Raw genomic sequence first — 22,930 nt, 5'->3', positions numbered from 1 at the left:
TTCCGTTGGAAACCCCTCCTAAATGTCTGGCTTACCACGTGGTTTGTAACGCCACCGCTACAGTAACCCGGTCCGTCTTCACTTTAGGCACCAACAATGTGCCAAGCTTTGCCGCCCGAAGGGCGGCGGGCTCCGCTACCGCCACAGCGCCCGTCACGCGACGAACCGCCACATGCGAAGGAGAAAACACACCAGGCGTGTCATTTAAGGTGGGAGCGCTAAAATATTCAATAGGCCATCCTCTTTGAGCCGCAAACTCCGTCAAACCTTCTTCATCCTTTTTGATATCAATGGTCGCCACCTTCGCCACACTCTCCAGAGCTAACTGATTCTCACTGAACACGCGGTCCACCACATCGGCAATCTGCGTGGCCTTTGTACCGCGGCTCACCCCAATTCCAACAGCCAACACGGGAGGGTAGAAAATCACGCCGGGATGATGAGGTAACGGCCCTGAACGGTGGGTAATCCAGAGCCACCCCCGCAGGGTCTTAAGGTTTTGGGCGGGAACACGATCCCAATTGGGATAAATCCACGGCATGAAATCCATGCGATGCGGCCATAACACGGGGCCGCTTTCTTGCACAACACCAACGGCCTCTCCTTCGACAATAAGACGAGATAGCGTCGTCATATCGCGCGAGGGCCCCCGAACCCATCTTAGCTCCCGTTCCCATAGGTCTAAAGAGAAGCGATTTAACACCTCAGACCCGGTCGTCACCACAGCATGCACGCCTAATAGAGCCGCAACGCGCCTTGTGACATCATTGCCTGCACCCTCGTGGCAAGATAACAAACAGACCGCATATTGTGGACGCTCGTCGATCGCGACAACGCACGGATCCGTGTATTTGCTCACCAACAGTGGCGCGATAATGCGGACCACAGCACTGACGGGCAAAAGGAAAATCCAAGCCCGGTAATCAAAGAATTTCTCGCTCACGAGCGCGGACAAAGATCCCCCGTACCCGTGATAGCGAGTCCCGTCGGCCAGGCGGGTCGGAACCCATGCATCAAACGCCACACCTTGCTCACGCAGTGCATCCAATGTGTTACGGCCCCGCCGGGTCACCGCTACCGCCGCCCAAGGAGCAGAGCTCATGGCTTAGGCCCCTTGGGCCGTCGAAATAAATGGCCAAAGGCCTCATCATACAGCCGTGAACGTTGTAAGCCGTCATGGGTGATCGCCGGACCTACCAAAATCAACGCCTGGCGATGAATGCCGGCCGTGCGCAAATCCTCCGCCAATCTGGCGACCGTACTCCAAACTATCTGCTGATCTTGCCATGTCGCACGGTACACAATACAGACCAGAGCGTCTGGGCTATGGCCTGCCGCTTGCAGTTCGCGGGAGACTTTGTGGCCTAATGCCGCACTGAGAAAAATCGCCACGGTCGCTTGATGACGCGCCAAGCTTTCTAAAGACGCTGACGCAGGAACCTGGGAAGCGCGCCCTTGCACCCGGGTCAAAATCACTGTCTGACTTTCTCCAGGAACCGTCAGTTCCCGTTCTATGACCGCTGCTGCAGCAAAGACCGCACTGACCCCTGGAACAATTTCAAAAGGCACTTCCTGAGCGCGCAATGCCTGGATTTGTTCTGCCATAGCCCCATATATGGCTGGATCCCCCGAATGCAGCCGGGCCACCACTTTTCCGCTCTGCGCCCCTTTTGTCATCACCCCCACAATGTCTTGCAAATCCCTATCACTGCTCGTCACGACTTCAGCGCCGGACTGGCAATAGGCCAACAGCTCTGGATTGACCAACGAATCCGCATAGACCACCAGATCCGCGTGTTCGAGAATATGTTGCCCGCGGATGGTGAGCAACTCCGGATCCCCCGGCCCGGCTCCGATAATGTAAACCGTTCCAGGACGAATTTCTTTCATATCCGTGCTCGGAATTTTGTTGGTAACGTCGCCAATTCCGCCTGCCTCCTTCGGCTTCCTAATGAAAATCCCCAACTCGATAAAACCGCTGTCACAGTCCGACCGACTCTCGCGTGCTTTCCCTTGCATCCTGACGCCCAGAGCGCACAATGAACAACGACATATAAGGCACCGTGTGAGGGTCTAGTTGGTGCACATCCATCACGACCCGTGCATGAGAATATCCGACATTTTCCACATAAACAGTGCGCTCCACCAACCCCTTTTGGTCAAGCATCGCCAGCACCTGCTCAAAAACCCGCGCAATCTTGAGAATGACCACGGTATCAAAATGCTGAAGAGCCTGCGCCACGGCCGCCAAATTGGATGATGCCGGCACGACCGCCAACGATTCAGCGCCCATGACTAAGGGGGTGGCAAGGATGGCTGAGGCACCAAATATTGATGAAATGCCGGGAATAATTTCTAATGCCACATCTGGGATCATCACGCGTAGCGCTTGCAGTAAATAATAAAACGTAGAGAACAACGATGGATCGCCCTCCGTGACAAAGGCAACGTCTTGCCCTTGGGTCAAGAAAGATGCCACTTGCAAGGCCGCTTCGTCCCACGCTTTCGTTAACAGCTCGGTGCTGGTAATCATAGGAAAGTGCAGTTGCAGCAAAACTTTAGCCGGGGTAATATAGCTCGCAATAATCTGTTCAGCCCGTCCTTTTCTCCCTTGACCTTGGGGTACAGCAATCACTTCCACCTGCTTTAAAATACGATCAGCATGCAACGTCAACCATTCAACGTGACCAGGCCCTGCTCCAATAGCATAGAGACGGCCTTTAACGCTCATTGTTTCACCCCTTTTTCCGCCGTGACCACAAATACCGGATTCTCTGGCACAAATCGTGGAACTTGTCGCTCGGGATTCATTAACGCCGAACTCAACCACTGAACGGTCCAATGAAAATGACGCGGAAAAAGATGGGACAGCTGTGTTAAGTGGTCGAACCGTACAAGGGTCAAAACCATTCGACCGCCCACATGTAGCCGCTCCCCCGCGCTATCAATAATCTCCGCTAATTGCCCACCAGATCCCCCAATAAATACGGCATCGGGATCGGGCAAACTTTCAAGTCCCTGTGGGGCTCTCCCCAAAATGGGATAAACTGGCGCTTGATGCGTTTGGATATTCTGGCATAAGATCTCGTAGTCTTGAGGATTCGCTTCCACCGCATAGACCGCACCTTGTGGTCCGATAACGCGCGATGCGTCAATCGAGACAGCCCCGGTGCCCGCTCCAATATCCCATAAGATGCTGCGCGGGCTAAGCCCTAACTGCGCAATACTAACAGCGCGCACGGCCTTTTTCGTCATCATGCCTGGCTGTTCTTCCGGCCGCAATAACCTGTCATCATCCATGCCGTAAACGGCTTGACCGCCATGAGGATTGCAAACCACAACGACGGAAAACCCGTCATCATCCGCACCTTGCAGCGCCATCGCCGTTCCCGAAAAGACCTTCTCCGAATCCATCCCTAAATTCGCACACACATAAAGCGTCACCTCTCCGAATCCCCGCGCCGTCAAATCCTTGGCTAAGGCCGCCGTATTGTGATGAGGATCTGTCAGAATGACCACCTTGTTATAACGGGCAACCCACGAAATGGCCTGTTCGAGCGGCCGTCCATGGACGCTGCCAAAATAGGCATCATGCCATGACATTTTTAATCGCGCAAATGCAGCTTGCATAGAAGACAAAGCAGGAACCACGGTCACCAAAGATGCCGGTATGTTCCGATAAATGGCCTCAGCCACCCCAAAGAAATTTGGATCGCCCGTGGCTAACACCACTCGCAAGGTTCCTTCATGCACCCTGAGATGGTCAAGAACAGGGGTCAAAGGAGAGCTGATTTCTAGCGTCTGGGAACCAGACGGCAACATATTCAAAAGACGTCGACCCCCGTAGACCCAGTCGGCGCTTTGAATGACTCGACGCCATGATTGCTCAACGGCTTTCAATCCTTCAGGTGGCACCCCAATAACATAAATTCCTGCCGCTACCATGGGCTCTCCCCGGTGGCCATGCGCAACAACGCATTCATAATCGCTGCAGCCACTGGACTCCCCCCCTTGGGTGTCGGATTTGCTATATAAGGAACCCGTCCGTTGTCAATCAATGCCTCTTTAGACTCTTGTGCCATAATAAATCCCACGGGAACACCAATAATGACAGCGGGGCGCCACCCCTGATTCACCCATTCCAAGGCTTCAAATAGCGCGGTAGGGGCATTGGCTACCACGACAATGGGAGCATCCCCCCGGTTATCATGCACCGCCTTACGAATACCGAGTGCTGCTCGGGTTACCGACGTGCGGGCAGCCTCCTTGGTGACCTCCACGTCATCAATATAACAAGCCGTCTGCACGCCTAACTTCGCCATCCGCATGTGATCCATTCCGGCTAACGCCATCCGCACATCGACAATAACGCTCCCCTGTCCTAAAAGTGTCTTCAGGGCCTGGTCAACCGCCTCAGGATGAAACCGCATGACGTGGGCAAAATCCCAATCAGCCGTCGCATGAATTATTCGTTCCACGACATCGCGTTCTCTAAGCGTACCTGGAAAATCGGACAACTGCTGCCGAATCAAGGCAAAGCTCGCACGATAGATGTCTGTGGCTCTCATGATGGTCTCCTCACGGCCCAATCTTCTAAGGTTCGGTAAGACGCTTGCAAAGCTTGGGCCACCACTTTAGCCCAGGGCGTCGTCGTTCGCCCAATTTCCGCATCAATGACATGCAGCACTACCGGAGATTGCCTAAGCGCGTGTCGGCAACGCGCCGCAGAGGCTAATGTTCTTGGAGTATCTGACAACCCTGCCACTTTGCCATCAGTAATAAGTACCACGTGATAAACCCACGCATGCTTTTCCCGCCAACGCCGCAAGTGTTCAGCGGTTTCGCTCAGGCCATCCCACAAAGGCGTGTTGCCCCCTGCCGGAAGCTCGTCTAACACGCGCTGGAGCCGCGTTTTTTTATGCGTGGGAGTGAGCAACACCGTCGCCTGCCCCCGCCCAAAAGCCAGCACAGCAAAACGCGACCGCGTTAGATAGATGGTTTGTGCTGCTTGCGCCACTGCCCCTTTGACCCGTCCCAAACGTTTGATACTGGCCATAGACGCACTCGTATCCAAAACAAAAACAAACACGACGGTACTGCGTCTTTTCGCGGCCCGGAAAGATAAATCGAGGCCTAAGACCTTAAATGGCTGAACTCCACGCCGCAGTGCCTGGGTAATCGTCAGCGGCCAGTGGACCCACAAGGCGGATTTTGTCGTCTGGGGCCATTGGCGCCTGGCGCCTAATCCCAGACGCCCATAGGGCTGTCCCAAACGGCGTGGTTTGTCCTGAAGCCTATCGGTGACGCTACGGCGCTCTGTCTTGGGCCATGCGCCCTGTAAAATCGACATCTCACCGGTAAAGTTTTGGGAGCGGACAACACGCTCTGGAGGAGGATTTTGACTAGGTCCGGCCCCTAGCGACTGAAATCCCGTAGGCCCAGTAGGCGTAGCGCCTCCTTGTGGCGGCGTATCTTGAGGCGGATGAGGGCGCGGGGCCCCGGGCGGTGCAGGTCGCCTGCGGTGTGCCAACACAAGTTCACTGATGGCTTCCACATCCTCTTCCGTGACGGTCGTCCCTCCTCTCCACGCGGTATAAGCCTGTGCCGCTTGGGCCATTACCAAATCAGCACGCACGCCTTCCACATGCGCATCCAAAGCTTTTTGGGTGATATAGCGAAGGATATCGCGGCCGAGATTGATGTCCGTAAGCCGCTGGGATGCTTCGGCAATACGAGTTTCCCACCAATGCGTTTGCTCCGTCCATTTTTCCAGAAATGCCTGGGGATTTCGATGAAAATCCAACCGTCTCTCCGCAATCTCCATGCGTTCCTCTACCTGCTGTGGCGTGGTAATGTCGACCGATAAGCCAAAACGATCTAACAGCTGCGGTCTTAACTCACCTTCTTCGGGATTCATCGTACCGACCAAGATAAACCGTGCAGGATACGTCAGTGAAAATCCGTCTCGTTCAACATGCACCATCCCTGAAGCCGCTGCGTCTAATAAGAGATCGATTAATTGGTCATCAAGCAAGTTGACTTCATCTACATATAAGATGCCGCGGTGTGCTCGGGCGAGAAGTCCTGGTACAAACTTTTGGTGCGCATTTTGCAAGACATGCTCCAAGTCTAAATGACCCAACACGCGATCTTCCGTCGCGCCTATGGGCAGATCAATTATGGGGGCCCGCACACCTGTCAGATCGTCGCCCGTGGGTACCTCCTGGCATACCGAACAAAACGAGAACGGACTGGCCGGGTCGCAGTGATACGGACAATGGGCACGAACAGCAATCCGCGGCAATATATCAGAAAAAGCCCGAACCGTGGTCGACTTGGCATTGCCGCGCTCTCCTTGAATCAATACTCCCCCTATTGCCGGCGCTATGGCATTTAAGCTCAGGGCTAATTTGAGGGTGTCTTGGCCCACAATTGCAGCGAGGGGAAAAATTGGCACCGTATTCAATGCGTATCATCGCCCCATTCCTCAATGGTATTGTCAACATCCAACATGACCCCTTGCAATTGCTCTAAGGTCGTAGGGCTGGGGTTCTCCCACATGCCCCGGTCATTGGCTTCCAGCAAGCGCTCGGTGATGTCTTTTAAGGCCCAAGGGTTCGATTGCTTCATAAACTGCTGCACCGTGGGATCTAAGACATAAGACTGCGCAACTTGCTCATACATCCAGTCGTCTAACAAGTCTGCCGTCGCGTCATAGCCAAAAAGAAAGTCCATCGTGTTGGCCATTTCTAAAGCTCCCTTATAGTGATGGCGCATCGCAGCTTCAATCCACCGAGGATTGACCACGCGGCTGCGGAACACCCGGTAGGCTTCATCTTGAAAACTGCGCATGCCCACCCGGCCAGGGTCAGAGGAATCTCCGAAGTATAAATCCGGCATCGCCCCTGTCAGCGAGCGGATGGTCGCGGCCATTCCGCCATGATCTTGAAGATAGTCATCACTATCAAAAATGTCGTGTTCCCGGTTGTCTTGATTTTTGGTGGCAATTTGCACGGATGCCATGCGTGTACGAAAAGCCTCTGGTGCGGGGATGCCATAGTCTGTTGCTGTATAGGCATAACTCGACCACGCTAAGTACACGCGCGCAAGGTCGTCGGGATTTTGCCATTGGCCCGTGTGCAGCAAAGGCAGAATGCCGGAGCCGTAACTGCCAGGCTGACTGCCGAACACCCGAAATAAGGACGTTTTGGCCGCCTCTTCCGCATTGTCACCACACGCCTCCCTCGCGGCGCGTTCTGCCAACCAATGTGCGCGTACCGGATTCATGGGCAAAGGCTCCGGGGCCTGGGCTACCATCTCAACCGCTTCATGAATGATATCGATCACATTGCGAAAGGCATCCCGAAAAAATCCACTAATCCGCACCGTGACATCGACCCGCGGTCTCCCCAACTCCTGGAGCCCAATCAGTTCCAATCCTTTAACCCGTCCATTGGCTTCTTCCCAAAGCGGTTTCACGCCCAGCAAGGCCAAGATTTCGGCGATATCATCTCCGCCCGTACGCATGGCAGCCGTTCCCCATACCACAATGGCCACTGAAACCGGCATTTCATGGTGCTCTGCCACATATTTCTCAATTAATTCGTTCGCCAACCGTTTTCCCACATGCCATGCGGGTACAGACGGAAGCCCGCGTGGATCCACGGAATAAAAATTTCTCCCCGTCGGCAATACGTCCGTCATCCCGCGAGTCGGAGCACCACTAGGTCCTGGCGGCACGTAGCCACCCTCTAATCCATGGCTCAATGCCGCGATTTCGGTGGTGAGATCTTGTAAGTGCGGTAGGACATGCATCTTTAGATGATCCAAAACCGGTCCCAAACGGGGCAAATCCCGCGGACGTTCCCTGGTCATGGCAAAATGTCCTAAGACCTCTTTTAAAAACTGTTCGCACGCGTTTTTTACGTCTCCCTTGGTATACCGCGTTCCTGGTCGCATCCACGGCTCTAACGGTGCTGGCAAATGACCCCAAAAGGGTTCGCCCAAGCGGTCCTGAAGGTCCTCCCACGACAAATCCCATTGCGCACATAACGCAGCCGGGGCTGACGGCACCTGCTCCGCCAGCGGCAATCGCGTCATGGCATAGAGCAATTCTCCCCAACTGTTGGCCGTGGTTGGCGATTGCCCTAGAATATGCAGTCCGTCTCGGATTTGCCGTGCTTCCAATTCACACAAATAGCCATCAATATCCAAGAGATATTGCGAAAAGTCGTCAGGACGGTCCATTTGCTTCAAATCATGGTTGAGATGGATGGCTTCCGCTAATTCCCATACCGCGTTTTGAATCATCGGCAATTTCGTCGGATCTAACGTTTCGGCTTGATAATATTGGTCAAGCAATTGCTGCATTTTTACCAAATCGTCATAAAGTCCGGCCTGGGTCACCGGTGGTACCATGTGATCAACAATAACGGCATGGCTACGGCGCTTGGCTTGTGTTCCTTCTCCCGGATCATCCACGATGAAGGGGTAAAAATTGGGCAAGTCGCCCAAAACAATGTCGGGAAAGCAATCTTGAGATAATCCAATCCCCTTTCCCGGAAGCCATTCCAGCGTCCCATGCTTGCCTAAATGGATCACCGCATCGGCCCTAAATCCTTCCGCAATCCATTGGTAATAGGCCATATAATGGTGCGATGGAGGCAACTCGGGACTATGATAAATACCGACCTCATCGTCCCCGTTCCCCCGCGGTGGCTGAATGCCTACAAAAATGTTGCCCAAGCGTAAGCCCGGAACCACCATCCGTCCTTGGTCTACCCATGAAGACCCAGGCGCCAAGCCCCAGTGCCGTTCAACCTGAGACTGGACCACGGCTCCAAGCCGGCCAAACCGGTCGGTGTACGCAAGCGAGTCAAGCCCTGGCATGTGGTGCAATTGCTCCCACGTCACATAATCCTCATCATGCGTTCCGGCCCCAATCAGTCTCCGCATGAGATCGTCCCCGTCACGCGGTAAAGCCTCGAGAGGGCCAACATCATACCCCTCTACAGCCAATTGCTCCAAAATCTTGACCAAAGACATCGGCGTGTCCAGTCCCACCGCATTGCCGATCCGTGAGTTTTTCGAGGGATAATTGGTCAGCACAATCGCGATACGGCGCTCGGCGACAGGCGTTTTGCGCAGTCTCGCCCACTTGCTGACGATTCCCGCTAGCCGCTCGACACGGTCAGGCCGCGGAACATATAAACGCCGAACAATCCCTGCCCTATCTTCCACGTCCTCGCGAAAACTAATGGGGACCGTTATGATGCGCCCATCAAATTCCGGAATGGCCACATTCATCGCCGTTTCAAGCGGCGCTAAACCTAAAGCACTGCGCTGCCACGCTTCTTGCGATCCAAGGGATACCATGGCTTGAAATATGGGCAGATCCCACTCCTCAAGGAGCGTCGGAACCTTGGCCGCCACGCGTCCTGAGACCCCTTGTGGTGCGCTTTCCAAAGAGGCCGCCGAAAAACTCATGGTGACAACAACCGCATCCGCCGTGCCTTTAATCAGTGGCGTGACCTCGTCTCCTGTCTTCAATGACTGGGTGAAAATAGGTAAGGGCACACTATGCGCACGCTGAAACTGCTCAATCATGTGGTCCACAAACCCAACATTGCCGCTGAGCCAATGGGCCCGATAAAAAACGATGGCAATCACCGGCAGATCATCACCCCCGCCATGTAATGCTCTCCATTCCTCCAGGGTTAAAGACCTTTCGCGGCCAGGCCAGTAAATCCCCGTCCACGGTTCCTCAAATGGCGGTTGATAGCCATAATGCGTCCCGAGCCAGTGGTCGGAAACGTAACGGAGGAGCTCTAAGAAATTGCTCACGCCACCCATCGCCGCATATTGCATGGCTTGATGTGACACAACCGGATCTACCGTGTTGGCCTGAAGCAATTCGTCACTGGGCTCTAGATCGCCAGGCCAAACCATGAGAGGAATTTGGGTGTCTTGGCATAGGGTTACAACAGCGTCAAATAAGGCTGGAGCCGCTTTACGTCCTCCCAAAAGACGCATCATCACAACACGTCCATGTTTTTGGATTTTCTGAATAATCTCTTGGGCGTCGTAGTCAACCGAAAGGTTAACCGCATTTACGGGTTCCAACGATAACTCCCGCCACTTTTCGACCGCTTGAGAAAGACTTAACAAATCCGTCTCAGCCGTAGTCAGATAAATAATCATGCCCCGTCCCCTTCCATCCATAATGAGCGCAGTCTTAAAGCCCACGGTTCATGAGGCAGTGCCTGCAAAGAATGACACGGGCCTTCGATTCCCCACCTAGGACATGGTCCATAAAACGTTTGGGCGATAAGCGGCGACCGCCAAGCCGGGTGCGCGTCCGTACGAGGTCCAACAACCACCGCCTCGAACGGTAACGCTAGCTGATAGCGCCACAACGGGTCATCATCTCGCACTTGGTCCGGCAACGTCCATGTCCGGTCCAATGAGGAGTCGTGCCTTATCTCAGACACGCTGAGCACATGATGCACGCCATGGCGAAACAAGCTCTTCACGACGGGATCTGGGCCCTGTAAGGATGGCAAGTCGCGCACATCGCGGCCCGCAGCTGTCCATCCCTGCAACAGAGGATCCACGAACGCTACCTCTGGCAGCCACACCTGTGTACTGGGCGTTAAGTCTTTAAGGACTTCGAGGTCAGCTTGAGGGCTCCAGAACATCGACCAATTCAGCACCTCGGCGCCATCTTCACGTGCCGCAAGCAGCTCATCAAAGGGCAAAGGATAGCGGGTGAGAATCAAAATTCTCTTTTGGTAATCAACCCGTGAGGCAAACCAATCCATTTCTCGCGCCATCGACGCGTTTTCCCCCCACACCAATACCCCTGGGGAAAAGATCCTTTCTTGAACCACCCGGTTGGGCAATTGAGCCAACTCGCTCGCCACTAAACGTTGGTGACCCCATGTGCCCCATTCAATGGCACAAGCAGGCAATTGCGGCGGAAATCCCTGGGCGAGCGCTTCTTGCACCAGCATATCGACTTTTTCGAGCCCCATCATAATGATCCATGTATGGTGCGGTTGCCACGAATAAGGAAAATGGCCCGAATAGCCCGCCACAATCGTCGCCCCTTGAATTCTGTGACGGTGGGTCATAGGAATTCCGGCATAGGTTAAGGCAGCAGATGAGGCACTTAGCCCTGGCACAATCTCAAAGTCAATCTGGTGGGCACGAAGAAATTCGGCTTCTTCGCCCCCTCGACCAAAAATCAACGGATCTCCGCCCTTTAACCGGACAACATCAGCCCCCGTCTTGGCGTGTTCTAAAAGAATGGCATGAATGTCGTCTTGGCGCGCACTGGCTTTGCCGTGCTCTTTGCCCACATAGATATGGCGCGCATGACCAGGGGCCAGGTCCATTACATTGGGGTGGATCAAGCGGTCATACACCACGACGTCAGCCGATGCTAACACCGTCTTAGCTCTAAGGGTCAGGAGCCGTGGGTCCCCAGGTCCCGCGCCTACGAGAAAAACGCGCCCTACTCCTCGCCCCATACGCCTTGACCTCCTTCAACCCCAGCAAGACGACTGAGCCATTGATGCATAGAGGGCCTTAATCCTTCCGGCCCCTGTTTATCGATCTGATCCAACCACTTTGAAGGAGAAGAAGAGCGCAGTGCCCGACGCAGGCTAGCCCGTCTTGCAGGGTCCGGAACGGCTTCGAGCTCAGCCAACAGGCTGTTCATAACCGCTATGACGTCGTTCCACCAAGGGCTTAGGTATTGGGAATGATGACGTAGAACCTCGCGGGCAGCAGCCGGCCATATGCCCGTCGTAGAAACTGCCGTGACAAGATGATTCGAATGCCAATGGTCTGCCATCATCATGAAGTCACTCTCGTCTTCGTGACTGGCATCCGACACCAAAATATTCAACGCCTGCGCGTCGGACATCACCGCATGATTCACTTCAGCACAATTCGTGGCAGTGATAACCAAACGCATATCTTGTAAATCGCCAGCGTGATATGAACGAGGAATCCAATGCAAAGAGCCCGGTAAGGAGGCGTCCGTAAGCGTAGGATAAAGTGTCGGATGAAGAGTAGGACTGATAATGGTAAGCCTTGCGCCTTGTGCGATGAATTTCTTGGCCTTGCGCGCTGCCACCGCGCCGCCTCCCACAATGAGCACCGGAAGGCGTTGTAAGTTCATCATAACTGGTAAATAGCCCATAAAAAATCCTCCCGATTGGACGAGAGGATGACAGTTTCCAACAAATAAAGAAAATGCCACCCCTATTTCCGCGAATACGAGTGAAACAAACTTTAAAGGCAGGTCTCCTGGCTCTTCCTTTGAGGAATTACAGTGGCGGGACCGCTCAGGTTTTGCACCTGATTCCCTATTCTCCTGCGAATGCAGGCACCTTTAAAGTGTGATATGTCGTTATGGGTCATGATACCATGTCCACGCCAAACCGGCTAGAGCGGGTGGCAAACTAAAACCTGGTGGGATTACTCGGCGGTTTTAACCCAATGCAGAAGAGACCGTACTGCGACAAGACCGCCATAGACGGCAACAAGACCAATACCCCAAGACCCCAATAGATAGACAACCCCATGCCAGAGCGATGTACGCAACAAATCATGCACCCCTAACATATAGGTTGAAAACGTCGTAAATCCTCCTAAGAATCCGACACCTAAGAACATTCTCCAGGCGGCAGGCAACAGTTCATATTCCACACTTAATGCCATGACAATGCCAATGAGAAAGCTTCCCACAATATTAATCGTAAAGAAATTTAAAGGAAACCACCCCACGTCTCCCAGAGTAGACACACCCGCCCGAGCAAGAGCTCCGAGTCCTCCACCGATGCCTATAGCTACCCAAACATGCCTTTTCATATCCCCATCCCTCTTCCAATGCTGATGCCTAGGGCTACGGCTCCAAGCCCCGTAGCCAAACTTACCGCCGCATTCAAGAACGCCGTTCGATAGAGTTTTTCTTCCATTAAACGCAAGGTTTCATAACTAAACGTAGAAAAAGTTGTAAAAGCTCCTGTAAAACCCACATCCAATAAATTGAGAAGGGGAGGGGCAAGCGGACGCGCAAAGAGCAAACCAATAAACAAACTACCCACGGTATTAATCGAAAACGTTCCCCACGGAAAAGGTCCTATTGTGCGCTGCCCTATCCATTGACCGGCTTCAAACCGCGCCACCGCCCCGACAAATCCGCCCAAAAAAACCCAGACTAAAGCCAGTCCTGAACACTCCCTTTGTTCTTTATTATAGGTATACCTTAGCAATTTCCTTCGATTTATATACTGAGTATTGCACTATAGTATTTTTTGTTACATAATGAATAATGTTTTATAAGGTAGATATCAGATGCATAGATTAAGCCCCTTTTGGGGGATCTTAACCTCATGAAGCGAAGATGCAAGGAGGGAAGTTCATGACGATGCTTTCTCAGAATCAAGCCAAGCAGCAGTTAGTCGAGGCTGCTCACTATCTTGCCGAACATGGCTTGCTTTTCCGCGGCAACCATGCCAATTTGTCTGCCAAGGTTGGTGACAACCACATTATTATGACCAAAGGCGGCAGTATTGAAAATTTAACGTTAGACGATTTTGCTTTGGTTGACCTAAATGGCACCGTGATCGAAGGCGAAATGGAGCCGACGATGAAAGAAATTATCGAGATGCACACCGGCATCTACCGGGTCAGGGATTCGGTCGGCTCAGTTATTCATACCCACGCACCACACGTTACCGCATTTGGCGTCGCGCAAAAGCCCATTCCGTTAATTTATGAGCCGCTCCTGCGTTTTGGCGTCAGTGAACCCATCCCTGTCGTGCCGTGGGCCCCACGCGGATCCCGTGCCTCTGTTGACAGCATTATCGAAATCGCCCAAAACCATCCGGGGCTACCGGCCTTGATGATGGCGAACCACGGTGTGCTTGTCTTTAATGACACCCCCATGCGGACCGCAAGTTTGCTGGGCACCTTAGATGAAGCTGCAGAACTTTATATCATGGCAGCAAGCCTCGGGGGCGCCAAGGAGCTACCGGCCCAGGCCATTGATCAAGTCAAAGAACGCATGATGGCGTTTGGCAGCAGCCGATAAGCCGTCCAATTAGAGGAGGATATTCCCGTGAACCAAGACAAAAAAGCTAAGATTCTCGAACAAATTCATCAAGAAGAAGTCAAGTTAGGGCGTCCTATGAAACTGCGTCGTTATCTCGCAGAAATCAACCCCAACATTTCTGAAGCACAATCCACGGCTGCCAAGCTCTACCGGGAAGACAGCCCGCTGGATGAAAAAACCATTGCGATTGTCAATTTGGCAGCGGCTTTAGTGACCCGGGTGCCCATGTGTATTCGTAACAATATGCAAGCGGCCTTGAAAGCCGGTCTGACCCACGAAGAAGTTGGGGCAGTGATGGCCCATGCCCAGTTTATTGCCGGGACGGCCGTCTATTCTGCGTCACTAGAAGGCTTAGAAAGCATTTTACAACCCCAAAACGCCTAAAGCAAAAAAAGAGGCCTGGTCGGCCTCTTTTCTCATTGGTTGCAGGAGGCCTTATTTATGTCCGAGAATTTACGACGATATCAAACGGGCAAACACCTTGAAGCCTTTATTCTGTTGTTGTTAATGCAAAAACCTGACCATGGCGGCCATCTGCTGAATCGTCTAACCGCTGTATTACCCGAGGAATGGACGGTTGACAGTGGCCGTATTTACCGCTTGTTGCGCGAACTCGAAGCTACCGGCTGCTTGCATTCAACATGGGTGACAGAAGATAGCGGCGCTCCCATCCGCCAATACCAATTGACGGACCATGGCCGTCTGCGCCTTGAAGAATGGGTCCGCGAAATGGAAGTACGTCAACAATCCCTGGCCTCATTTCTCGCCACCTATCGCCAAATTGTCAATGAGAATTCTTCCGGTGCCGACGCTTAAATAGCCTCCGCAAACCGGTATCGGTTGAAGCATCGGCGTCCAGAGACGGTAATCCCAGTTTTCTCGACAGATTGTTAGGATCAGGTCCTGTGGCAATGAACTCGAGACGAGGATTCATCGAACGTAAGAGCTGCAACCCCTGTTCTAAGGGTTGTCTAAGCCCGCTGGAGATATGTATCACGGCTTGATCGACCGATTGAGCGACAACCCCCACGCTTAGCGGACGTAAATCCACCCCAATATCCCATCCTTGCCATCCGTGAACTGTACGCAACATGCGTTCAATATCTCTGACATCGGGTTGAAACAGCACCGGCATCCACGGCAACGGTGCAGGCGCAATATATCCCCAATCGGCCTTTTGCCGCGTCAACCGTGCATAAGGAAAGGCTTCATGTCCTGCGCCTTGTGGGTTCCACCAAGACGTGAGCAAACTATGCGTCCAATCAAGATCAATCCACGTCCCGATTTTATGCATCTGGCGCATCTTGTGGGTTAATAACGCAATCGATAGAACTCGGTCATAGCAACCACTAGGTGACCATAATAACCAGTGGGTACGAAGTGTAGCACTTCCATTTGACGTTGTGTGTTGAATCCACCCCTCGAGTTTCTCTGGTGTCAACTCCCCTGTCCAGATCTCAACCTCCCCATTAAGCGCCGTCCACACCGAGTTTTCGGCCGTCCAAAGCAGCCACTCGATATGGGGATAGGATTGTAAGAGCTCCGTCAACGCTGGGAGCGGCACGTCACGCAACAACCGCTCGCCCATTAACACCTTGTGAGCCTGTTTCAAATGCGAAGACAATTGATCCCATGTATGAATAATGACCACGTCATCCGTATAGGCCGCTTGCGCCATTTTTTGCTGAACGAAGCGTTCTACCCCTGCATGACCCACGCCGATCACAATCATGGTTGCAGTCCTACCACAGAGACGGTCCCATGAAGACTCACCTCTTCATACTCCGCGGCCTGCTTAGCATTCATCTCGACTATGAGTGGGCTCCCAGCCGTACCGGTAAGGCCAACACCAGACGCCGCTTTAAACACCATAACCGGTCCCAATTGCCACAGGTGCCCGGATTGACTTATAACAAATATTTCCACTTCTTGTCCTGCTTGAACGGGCGGGACATTGCCTGCAATGGACACCAAAAATCCTCGGCGAGTGGAGGGCCTCGCCGTCAGCATTGCCGCCGATAGCACTTGACCTTTACGCACCCCCACGGCTAAATATTTTTGCACCACAACCGGCCGTGAGTTATTGGCCGATACCCACACGATATCTGAGCGCTGCAAATACGTACCGGCCGCCAAATTTTTATTGGCTACGGGAATAAGGGGAGCGGGTTTTAACAGCGGGACAAGGCTTAAACCAGCATAAACCGCACCCGCAACAGCCATTGCTAATGCCGCGGGTCTTGACAATGATATGTTTTTCAATCCCATGGCTACTCTTCCCCCTTCTATCTCCGGTATTGTCCGCCTATCAGTGCATGCTCGGCCGGTGAGGCATTGATCTTGATCGGGACGTGATCGTCTCCGACCATTAAAATTCCCTCTCCGCGTCCGGCCGTCGCAATGCGCATCATTTCGCCCTCATGCAGGCGCAGTTGTGTCGCCAATTGCGCCAAGCTTTCGGGATGCTGTTTCAGAAGGAGCACAATGGGCGCGTTCCGAAGACACACTTCTGCCGCGCGGCTCTGGACAAAATCGTTAATGTCTTGCGTAATCAGCGACAAAGCGGTTCCCCATTTACGCGCACGCCGAAACAATTCTTCGAGATATCCCGCTGTCTCTTTCTCATTCAATAAATGCCAAGCTTCATCAAAAATCACGAGTCGTCGTTGTTTTTGGTGTGTCTGCCTGGCAATCCACTCCGTAAGCGCAAGATATGCCGCACTCTTCATTAAAGGCGTAAGGCGGCTGAGGTCAAAGACTTGAAAATCCGGGTTCACGGCCTGTGTCGGTCCTGAACCCACCAAGAGTTTCCACCGTTCTAGAGCCGTTTGCAGTTGTCGCGCAAAGGCTTCATCCACGGCCCTAACCTGCGGCAAGAAGTGCAAAAGGTCCAAAGGCGGCGCATTGAATTGCCAAGTCGCGTTGCGTGTGGCCTCTGGCCGACATTGCCATAGCAAGGGCCACATGACCGTCTTGATTTGTGATGCCTCTTCTGGCATGAGTCGCGACAAAAAGCGGATGATAAAGTCAGCCTCGCGTTCCCAATGGCCTTCCGGCTCGTCATAGGAAATGGCGCAAGGGTCAAACGGAAATTGGGGGGTCTTAGGGTCTCCAATACGCCAAATTGAGGCGCCCGCTTGTTCCAATGGACTGTATTCCCCTTCGGGATCCACGATATAGACGGGCAAATGTCGATACCTGGCGCGGATCGCTTCCAATTTCGCCGCGTAGCTCTTTCCCGCCCCTGACCAGGCGATAGTAATCGAATGGGGAGACGGCATACTGAAGCGATCCACTAAAATCAGGGAATGGTTTTGCCCATTCATTCCCCACAAATTGCCACGCGGATGAAAAATTTCTTCGGATACCAGAGGAAATAAGGTTGCCCACGCGTCCGTTTCCATTTCCCGAACATCGGGCGCATACTCGCCGATAGGAAGTGTCCACTTCATCCCATTCAGGTGTTGAAAGTGAAGCGGGCGAATTACCAACAGCATACTCTGTGCTAAACTGATGAGAAGCGCCGTCGCTTCATCCAGCTCCTCCAAACTCGAAGCCCATAGGGTCAGATGCAAGCTCGTATCGAGCACCCGCGCATCGCCTTGGGCAATTTTCAGGCGAATGCGCTCCGCATCTTCAATGGATGCCGTCATTTCCGGATCGCGTAGATGGCCACTAGCTTGATTTGCCCCGTCGATGCCCCGATTCCAGAGCAAATGCCGGTGCATAGAACGCATCACCACTTGCGGCGGTAATGGCGCCTGGTATATGGCCATCGTCATAGGGTAAGGAAAGCGCAGCAAGGGTTCAAACCATCCCCGTTGGACGTGGCGCGGGTAATCCACGACCACAAAAGAGCGGACCATGCGGTCCCCCACCGCCAATTGTTTGGGAAAGACCTGCAAATAATCAGGCCAAATGCCTTCAAATGGCCCGAATACACGCCGGTGCCGCTTGTGTTTCAGCTCCATGGCGCCATCTCCGCGCTGGGCTGTTCCCGCCCAAAACTCGCGTGTAAAAACTGGAGCATCATTGCCTGATCCAAGGTGTTGACGCGAATCCCCAATGCCATTAACCCTTGAGCAATGAGTTCTTGGCGTCGTAATAATTCTTGCGCCGCTTCGTCCCACAACGGTTCTCCTGTTCCTAATGGTTTTCGGAAATCGTTTGATATCCATGACAACACCAAGTAGAAATGGCGTTTAATAAGGCGATGCACCGTGACCGATTCCTTTATAAACTGGAGGTAATCGTCTAGAGCAGGGCGCAATGAAGGCTCCATCTGAGTGGTTTGGTCTACGAGGTCTGCCAGATAATCATTCACGCGCAACGTCTCGGACCGGACAAAAATTTGCACGGGAAAGCTTAGCCCATTTAAGAAGTTGGCATAACCGGATACCATACGTTCCTGGTCAACGTCAGAACGCATCGCAAAATTTACGGGGATAGCCTCTAACACAGCAACATAGCGATTTTTGTGAAGTAAACAAAGCCCCGGACCAATAGCTTGAATAGGAAATAACTTGTTTATCAAAATATCCATCGCCATCGTTCCTTTCCGCAAGGCAGAGATTCAAGGCAAATAGAGACGCGGGTGCAAATAAAACAGGAGAATAACAAGAAGCCAAGAAGGAATAGAACGACCATGCACGCGCACGATCCCCAAAGCCATTCCCAATGCGGCACACGCGGTGAGGACAAGCACTTCGACAAAATCGCCGCGGGGATCGTGACGCCAGATGATGGCGTCTAGTGCCAGACTTAATACGGGCCACATAAGGTCTTTTACTGTCATGCCCCAAATAAGCGGGGGATTTTTGGATAAAGGCCGTGAAACGATAGATGATGAGGATGGCGCCATGAATTTACGCGACACCTCCTGGCCCCACAGCACCCACCATACGCCGCAGTTGCTGAGGAAGCTTGAGCATATACCACAAGATCCCGATTTCTGCTAATTGTCCGGGCACAGTGCTCCCGGCCCCTTGCGTGACATGGAGAAAGAAATAAAACATCAACGCATGAAGACTCTGTATAAAGATGGCCACGATGAGCTCCTTCGTCAATTTTTGTAACACGAGACTGCCAGGATGGGCCATCCACACTAAGGCAAACCACGGAATGAGCGTCATTAAGACAACAATTTCCACACTTCGGACTCCATAATAAACGCCTAACAGCACCATCAAGACCAAGACCGCCAAGAATATCAGCACGGCAGCTACGGGATCTGTTACCACACCCAAAGACCCAAAAGATGGTGATCCCATGCTGGTTGCCGGCGTGTCTAAAGCTCTCACCACCGCGTTATTGAGATTTAGAAGCAAGCGTACGAGCGGTATAGCCGTGATGGCCCACAAAGCTTGTGTCACCGCCCGGTGCACCGTAATAACTGGAGTTGACATCCATGGCCCCACTCGCAATTCAGGCCACTGCACTTGAATAATGGCCCACATCAAAAATGCCGCACTCGCGGAGATAGCCAAACTGCGGCTGACACCATAGACTTGCATGGCCGTGGACGATAGCTGGAAAGGACGAAAAACAACATGCATAAAGACTACGTGACTCACTTGAATCAGTGTGCTGTCGAGCGTTTTGGCCACCCATGATAGAACGCCTTTTAACACACTGCTTTTCACCAAAGCGGAGGGATCAGCTAGCCGCATACTGGATAACCTGCCGTATTACATCAACCAATAAAATTAAAATCAAACCGCCAGCTGCCCGCGTCATTAATTCTTTGGCCGCTTGCACCGAGCGCGGACTTTGTGCCACCATAAACCGTATTCCGCCATAGACCATCACTAATGAAAACAGTCCCCCAGCGATGTCGACCAAGACACTTGTTAATTTGGTAATCAAGGACAGTACGTGGGCCGTTGGCATGGTATTCCCTCCCCGTTATTTGGCCGCGTCCTCGGGCCTGTCCTTATCATAGCGAAGGACCCGTTGACGCGATCGGTATAGATTCTTGCCACGATGCAGCAGCCTTCCCGTCAATCCTTTAATACACAAAAAACCGTCCCATTTTGGGACGGTTCTCTATGGGTTACAGGCCGACTCGACTAAATCGCTTTCATTGCCTCAAAGGGTTGCTGACACTCGTCACAATAATAGATAGCTCGACACAAACTTGGCCCAAAGGCACTATTGAGATGGGTCTTTTGCGAACCACACAACGGACACGTCACAGGTCCAGGCTGATGATGAGGCGGTGCTACCCCCCACTCTAATAGCCGTTCGCGGCCGCGTGCGGTTAACCGCTCTGTTGTCCATGGCGTTCGATAGACAAATTTGACGGTGGTAGGATAGGGCGCTAAGGCTTCTTCCACTTTCTGCTCAATCCAATGCAACGCGGGACACCCAACAAACGTGGGCATTAAGTCCACCTTGACATGGCCCTGGTCTATCTCAACGCGATCAACCATGCCTAAATCGACAATGCTCAAGTTGGGAATCTCAGGATCTGCAACCGTCTTCAAACGGTCCCATATCTCGTCGGTCGACATTAGCCATCTCTCCTTCCGGTACTAGTTACCAGCCGCTCAAGGGCGCGATCTCCCGCACACTCGTCATTTCCTTCCATAAGGGGAAAAAGGATTCGGCGTGTTGGCCTAATCGACCATTGCTTTCTGCCTGAGGAATAACCCTGGTGTGCCAAGGTAAACCCAAAGACTCATACTTCCCTTGAAGACGCGTAACCCATTTTTGCGGTAGCCCACGGGCGGTTTCGTCCAAATGCCACAAATCTAAACCCGGTTTAGTCTCTTCCCACACAAACATATCGCCGATTAGCGCATACACACGGGTTAAAGCCTCCAATATACGCTGCCTAGCGCTTTGACCACCCAACACCAAAGTGTCTACCCAGCTCTCAAAGTGTTGCAAATGATACATCTTTTCTTGCCGAATTTTCGTCACAGCCGCCTGCAATGGTTGATATGCAATAAGATTTAGCATTTCCAGGCGCATCTCATCAAACGTCTCATAAACAAAACGGCCCGCTACAAGGTCCGCCCAATCTTGACGGGACATCTCGACTAATTGACAATGTTTCCATTCGCTAGGCGACCTGGCGTACACCCATTGGTCTGCACTATAGCCTCCAAGGTCAGCTACGATATCATAAAGCAACTGCGCATGACCAAGACTATCTTGCGTTATTGAACTCAGCGCCAAGTCTTCTTCCAAGTCCGGCGCCAAGCCCAACCACTCCGATCCGCGGTGCCCCAAAATCCACTCATCATCAGCCACCGGGATCAAAATACGCTGCAATGCCGCACGCTCTGCGTCCGTCAATATCTCCACAATCATCACCGCCCCTTCGTCCGCATGTCGGCAGCCACTTCTTCAATCGTCATGGCCTGTGCCTTGAACCGTTTCCAGTGAGGCGCGTTGTCATAGCCACTCGGCAGCCGGTAACGTTTGTCGGAAGTCGTTGTAGGTAATGCGGCGGTAGCGTCACGGCGGGCCCTCGATATCGCTTGTGACGGCACCACCCACACATCATGCGCATCTTCGCGGCGGCAAAATGTTTCTTTAGCTAATTGTAGCGCAAAGGCTGGCGAGGCAGCACGCAGGCTTCCCACATGCGTTGGAAAGCTTAGGGCATCCGCTTGCACAAAGACTTCGTACACAGGTATTTCTTGCGGATTCATCAAAAGTCCCTCCTTTTGTCATTAAGCAAGAACCGTTCGCGTCTACCCGCGTTATGCGCCTTGATTTTGCAACACTTGACCCGCCTGAAACGCCGCTTCTCTCACCCATCGTTGTTCCGTGTGCGCCTGGCGCCGCAAAGCCAGACGAGCTTGGCTCATTGGACCCGTGTTATGATGAACGACCTCATTAAACCAATTCCAATCGGGGTCCGTGTAATGCCAGACATGGTCGTCAGGATCTTGGTATAGATTGGGGTCGGGAATAACCATGCCCAATGCGCGAATCCGAGGGACATAGCGATTGATAAACTTCTGCCGCAATTGTTCATTCGTCATCGTCCGAATCTTGTATTCCATCATTTTCTTGGAAGACGGGCCCATTTCACGCGGACCGAAAAAGTACATCATAGCAGGCCACCACCGCGCAATAGCGTCTTGCAGCATCCGCCTTTGGGCCTCAGTCCCTTCTGCTAGTGCCAACACGACGGACTCACCATGTTGCATATGAAAACTCTCTTCCGCTACAATCCTTTTGAGCATGCGGGCATAAGGAGCATAGGAACTCTCAAGGAGCATAGCTTGGGTAATAATCGCTCCTCCATCCACCATAAAACCAATCACGCCAGCATCGGCCCATGTGGGCGCCTCTAAATGAAAGACGTTGTGAAACTTTACACGGCCATCGAGCACATCATCCATGAGTTCTTCACGGCCCCGTCCGTATGGACGACTTAAATCTTCGGCCAAGCGCAACAACATCTGACCATGACCAATCTCATCTTGAACTTTAGCATTCAGCGCTAATTTGCGGCGAATCGTGGGCGCTTTGGTCACCCATTCCTTTTCTGGATAAGCCCCCATGATTTCGCTAATCCCATGCATGTGAATTTGCTTGATCAGTAAATCACGGTATTCTTTGGGCATCCAGTCTGTTGATTCAATCTTTTCTCCCGCTTCAATACGCTGCATAAAGTCATGAAAACGCTGTGCATCCTCCATTTTCCATCCCCCCTAAACAATCAACAGATATTTAACCTACCAAGCGCTTGTTTAATAAAAGATTATGCCTCTTCCTTATCATTCGTCAAGAATTATTTTAATAGATAAGATTTGTCCGACGTTTTACAGATCGTTCCCCCATACC

Annotated in this window: 25 protein-coding genes and 1 riboswitch; of the genes, 3 read left to right on the top strand and 22 right to left on the bottom strand. The window is 52.6% G+C overall.

What is annotated here, in order from left to right; translation table 11 throughout:
- Nucleotides 1-31: 31 nt before the first annotated feature.
- The 11 genes from CO251_RS00470 to crcB all read right to left on the bottom strand — a co-directional run bounded on the left by CO251_RS00470 (nt 32) and on the right by crcB (nt 13,283).
- Nucleotides 32-1,102: a cobalt-precorrin 5A hydrolase gene (locus CO251_RS00470; RefSeq protein WP_103373854.1), complete on the bottom strand. Its 1,071-nt coding sequence runs from the start codon at nt 1,100-1,102 to the stop codon at nt 32-34.
- Nucleotides 1,099-2,019 carry a precorrin-4 C(11)-methyltransferase gene (gene cobM, locus CO251_RS00465; protein ID WP_242968143.1) on the bottom strand — a complete coding sequence of 307 codons (921 nt, stop codon included), beginning with the start codon at nt 2,017-2,019 and terminating at the stop codon, nt 1,099-1,101. Before cobM ends, CO251_RS00470 begins: the two co-directional genes overlap by 4 nt.
- Nucleotides 1,982-2,731, bottom strand: coding sequence for a precorrin-2 C(20)-methyltransferase (gene cobI / locus CO251_RS00460; RefSeq protein ID WP_103373853.1), 750 nt, complete (start codon nt 2,729-2,731; stop codon nt 1,982-1,984). Before cobI ends, cobM begins: the two co-directional genes overlap by 38 nt.
- On the bottom strand, nt 2,728-3,945 hold the full coding sequence (cbiE, locus tag CO251_RS00455) for a precorrin-6y C5,15-methyltransferase (decarboxylating) subunit CbiE (protein ID WP_103373852.1): 1,218 nt from the start codon (nt 3,943-3,945) through the stop codon (nt 2,728-2,730). The genes cobI and cbiE overlap by 4 nt, the downstream gene beginning before the upstream one ends.
- Nucleotides 3,939-4,568: a precorrin-8X methylmutase gene (locus CO251_RS00450; RefSeq protein ID WP_103373851.1), complete on the bottom strand. Its 630-nt coding sequence runs from the start codon at nt 4,566-4,568 to the stop codon at nt 3,939-3,941. Before CO251_RS00450 ends, cbiE begins: the two co-directional genes overlap by 7 nt.
- Nucleotides 4,565-6,457 carry an ATP-binding protein gene (locus tag CO251_RS00445; protein WP_242968146.1) on the bottom strand — a complete coding sequence of 631 codons (1,893 nt, stop codon included), beginning with the start codon at nt 6,455-6,457 and terminating at the stop codon, nt 4,565-4,567. The genes CO251_RS00450 and CO251_RS00445 overlap by 4 nt, the downstream gene beginning before the upstream one ends.
- Before the next feature lie 5 nt (nt 6,458-6,462).
- Entirely contained in the window at nt 6,463-10,200 is a 3,738-nt protein-coding gene (gene cobN / locus CO251_RS00440) for a cobaltochelatase subunit CobN (RefSeq protein WP_103373849.1), read from the bottom strand.
- Complete coding sequence (gene cobA, locus CO251_RS00435; protein ID WP_103373848.1) at nt 10,197-11,531, bottom strand: uroporphyrinogen-III C-methyltransferase; 1,335 nt, start codon at nt 11,529-11,531, stop codon at nt 10,197-10,199. The genes cobN and cobA overlap by 4 nt, the downstream gene beginning before the upstream one ends.
- Nucleotides 11,516-12,208 carry a bifunctional precorrin-2 dehydrogenase/sirohydrochlorin ferrochelatase gene (locus CO251_RS00430; RefSeq protein ID WP_103373847.1) on the bottom strand — a complete coding sequence of 231 codons (693 nt, stop codon included), beginning with the start codon at nt 12,206-12,208 and terminating at the stop codon, nt 11,516-11,518. The genes cobA and CO251_RS00430 overlap by 16 nt, the downstream gene beginning before the upstream one ends.
- 79 nt (nt 12,209-12,287) lie before the next feature.
- A riboswitch (cobalamin riboswitch) is annotated at nt 12,288-12,417 on the bottom strand.
- A 69-nt stretch (nt 12,418-12,486) separates the two neighbouring features.
- Nucleotides 12,487-12,879, bottom strand: coding sequence for a CrcB family protein (locus tag CO251_RS00425; protein ID WP_103373846.1), 393 nt, complete (start codon nt 12,877-12,879; stop codon nt 12,487-12,489).
- Nucleotides 12,876-13,283 carry a fluoride efflux transporter CrcB gene (gene crcB, locus CO251_RS00420; protein ID WP_207654593.1) on the bottom strand — a complete coding sequence of 136 codons (408 nt, stop codon included), beginning with the start codon at nt 13,281-13,283 and terminating at the stop codon, nt 12,876-12,878. Before crcB ends, CO251_RS00425 begins: the two co-directional genes overlap by 4 nt.
- Nucleotides 13,284-13,432: 149 nt before the next feature.
- Between crcB and CO251_RS00415 the strand changes: the two genes are divergently transcribed.
- From CO251_RS00415 to CO251_RS00405, 3 genes are read left to right on the top strand one after another with little or no spacing between them, the layout of a single operon-like run.
- Nucleotides 13,433-14,104, top strand: coding sequence for a class II aldolase/adducin family protein (locus tag CO251_RS00415; RefSeq protein WP_103373845.1), 672 nt, complete (start codon nt 13,433-13,435; stop codon nt 14,102-14,104).
- 27 nt (nt 14,105-14,131) lie between these two features.
- Nucleotides 14,132-14,509, top strand: a complete 378-nt coding sequence (locus CO251_RS00410; protein ID WP_173677047.1) for a carboxymuconolactone decarboxylase family protein — start codon at nt 14,132-14,134, stop codon at nt 14,507-14,509.
- Between the two features lie 57 nt (nt 14,510-14,566).
- Nucleotides 14,567-14,941, top strand: coding sequence for a PadR family transcriptional regulator (locus tag CO251_RS00405; RefSeq protein WP_103373844.1), 375 nt, complete (start codon nt 14,567-14,569; stop codon nt 14,939-14,941).
- Here the strand turns inward: CO251_RS00405 and CO251_RS00400 are convergent.
- The 11 genes from CO251_RS00400 to paaA all read right to left on the bottom strand — a co-directional run bounded on the left by CO251_RS00400 (nt 14,910) and on the right by paaA (nt 22,785).
- Nucleotides 14,910-15,857 (bottom strand): hypothetical protein, encoded by a 948-nt coding sequence (locus CO251_RS00400; protein ID WP_103373843.1) that lies wholly within the window; start codon nt 15,855-15,857, stop codon nt 14,910-14,912. The genes CO251_RS00405 and CO251_RS00400 overlap by 32 nt on opposite strands.
- Nucleotides 15,854-16,393: an SAF domain-containing protein gene (locus tag CO251_RS00395; RefSeq protein ID WP_103373842.1), complete on the bottom strand. Its 540-nt coding sequence runs from the start codon at nt 16,391-16,393 to the stop codon at nt 15,854-15,856. Before CO251_RS00395 ends, CO251_RS00400 begins: the two co-directional genes overlap by 4 nt.
- 17 nt (nt 16,394-16,410) lie before the next feature.
- Nucleotides 16,411-18,096: a VirB4 family type IV secretion system protein gene (locus tag CO251_RS00390; RefSeq protein WP_103373841.1), complete on the bottom strand. Its 1,686-nt coding sequence runs from the start codon at nt 18,094-18,096 to the stop codon at nt 16,411-16,413.
- Nucleotides 18,087-18,668, bottom strand: a complete 582-nt coding sequence (locus tag CO251_RS00385; protein ID WP_103373840.1) for a type VI secretion protein — start codon at nt 18,666-18,668, stop codon at nt 18,087-18,089. Before CO251_RS00385 ends, CO251_RS00390 begins: the two co-directional genes overlap by 10 nt.
- 30 nt (nt 18,669-18,698) lie before the next feature.
- Complete coding sequence (locus CO251_RS00380; RefSeq protein ID WP_103373839.1) at nt 18,699-18,986, bottom strand: hypothetical protein; 288 nt, start codon at nt 18,984-18,986, stop codon at nt 18,699-18,701.
- A gap of 4 nt (nt 18,987-18,990) precedes the next feature.
- Complete coding sequence (locus tag CO251_RS00375; protein WP_103373838.1) at nt 18,991-19,794, bottom strand: conjugal transfer protein TrbL family protein; 804 nt, start codon at nt 19,792-19,794, stop codon at nt 18,991-18,993.
- A complete protein-coding gene (locus tag CO251_RS00370; protein ID WP_103373837.1) occupies nt 19,781-20,014 on the bottom strand; it encodes a pilin in 234 nt (77 codons plus the stop codon). The genes CO251_RS00375 and CO251_RS00370 overlap by 14 nt, the downstream gene beginning before the upstream one ends.
- Nucleotides 20,015-20,193: 179 nt before the next feature.
- Nucleotides 20,194-20,637 (bottom strand): 1,2-phenylacetyl-CoA epoxidase subunit PaaD, encoded by a 444-nt coding sequence (gene paaD / locus CO251_RS00365; RefSeq protein WP_103373836.1) that lies wholly within the window; start codon nt 20,635-20,637, stop codon nt 20,194-20,196.
- Nucleotides 20,638-20,662: 25 nt separating this feature from the next.
- The gene (gene paaC, locus CO251_RS00360; protein WP_103373835.1) at nt 20,663-21,442 is read right to left on the bottom strand and encodes a 1,2-phenylacetyl-CoA epoxidase subunit PaaC; all 780 of its coding nucleotides are present in this window, start codon (nt 21,440-21,442) and stop codon (nt 20,663-20,665) included.
- Complete coding sequence (locus tag CO251_RS00355; RefSeq protein ID WP_103373834.1) at nt 21,442-21,786, bottom strand: phenylacetic acid degradation protein; 345 nt, start codon at nt 21,784-21,786, stop codon at nt 21,442-21,444. The genes paaC and CO251_RS00355 overlap by 1 nt, the downstream gene beginning before the upstream one ends.
- Before the next feature lie 51 nt (nt 21,787-21,837).
- Nucleotides 21,838-22,785, bottom strand: coding sequence for a 1,2-phenylacetyl-CoA epoxidase subunit PaaA (paaA, locus tag CO251_RS00350; RefSeq protein ID WP_103373833.1), 948 nt, complete (start codon nt 22,783-22,785; stop codon nt 21,838-21,840).
- Nucleotides 22,786-22,930 lie beyond the last annotated feature (145 nt).

The organism is Sulfobacillus sp. hq2, from assembly GCF_002903155.1.
Taxonomy (GTDB): Bacteria; Bacillota; Sulfobacillia; order Sulfobacillales; family Sulfobacillaceae; genus Sulfobacillus; species Sulfobacillus thermotolerans.
Note: the sequence above shows the minus strand (reverse complement) of the source record. Positions and strands in the feature narration are given on the sequence as shown.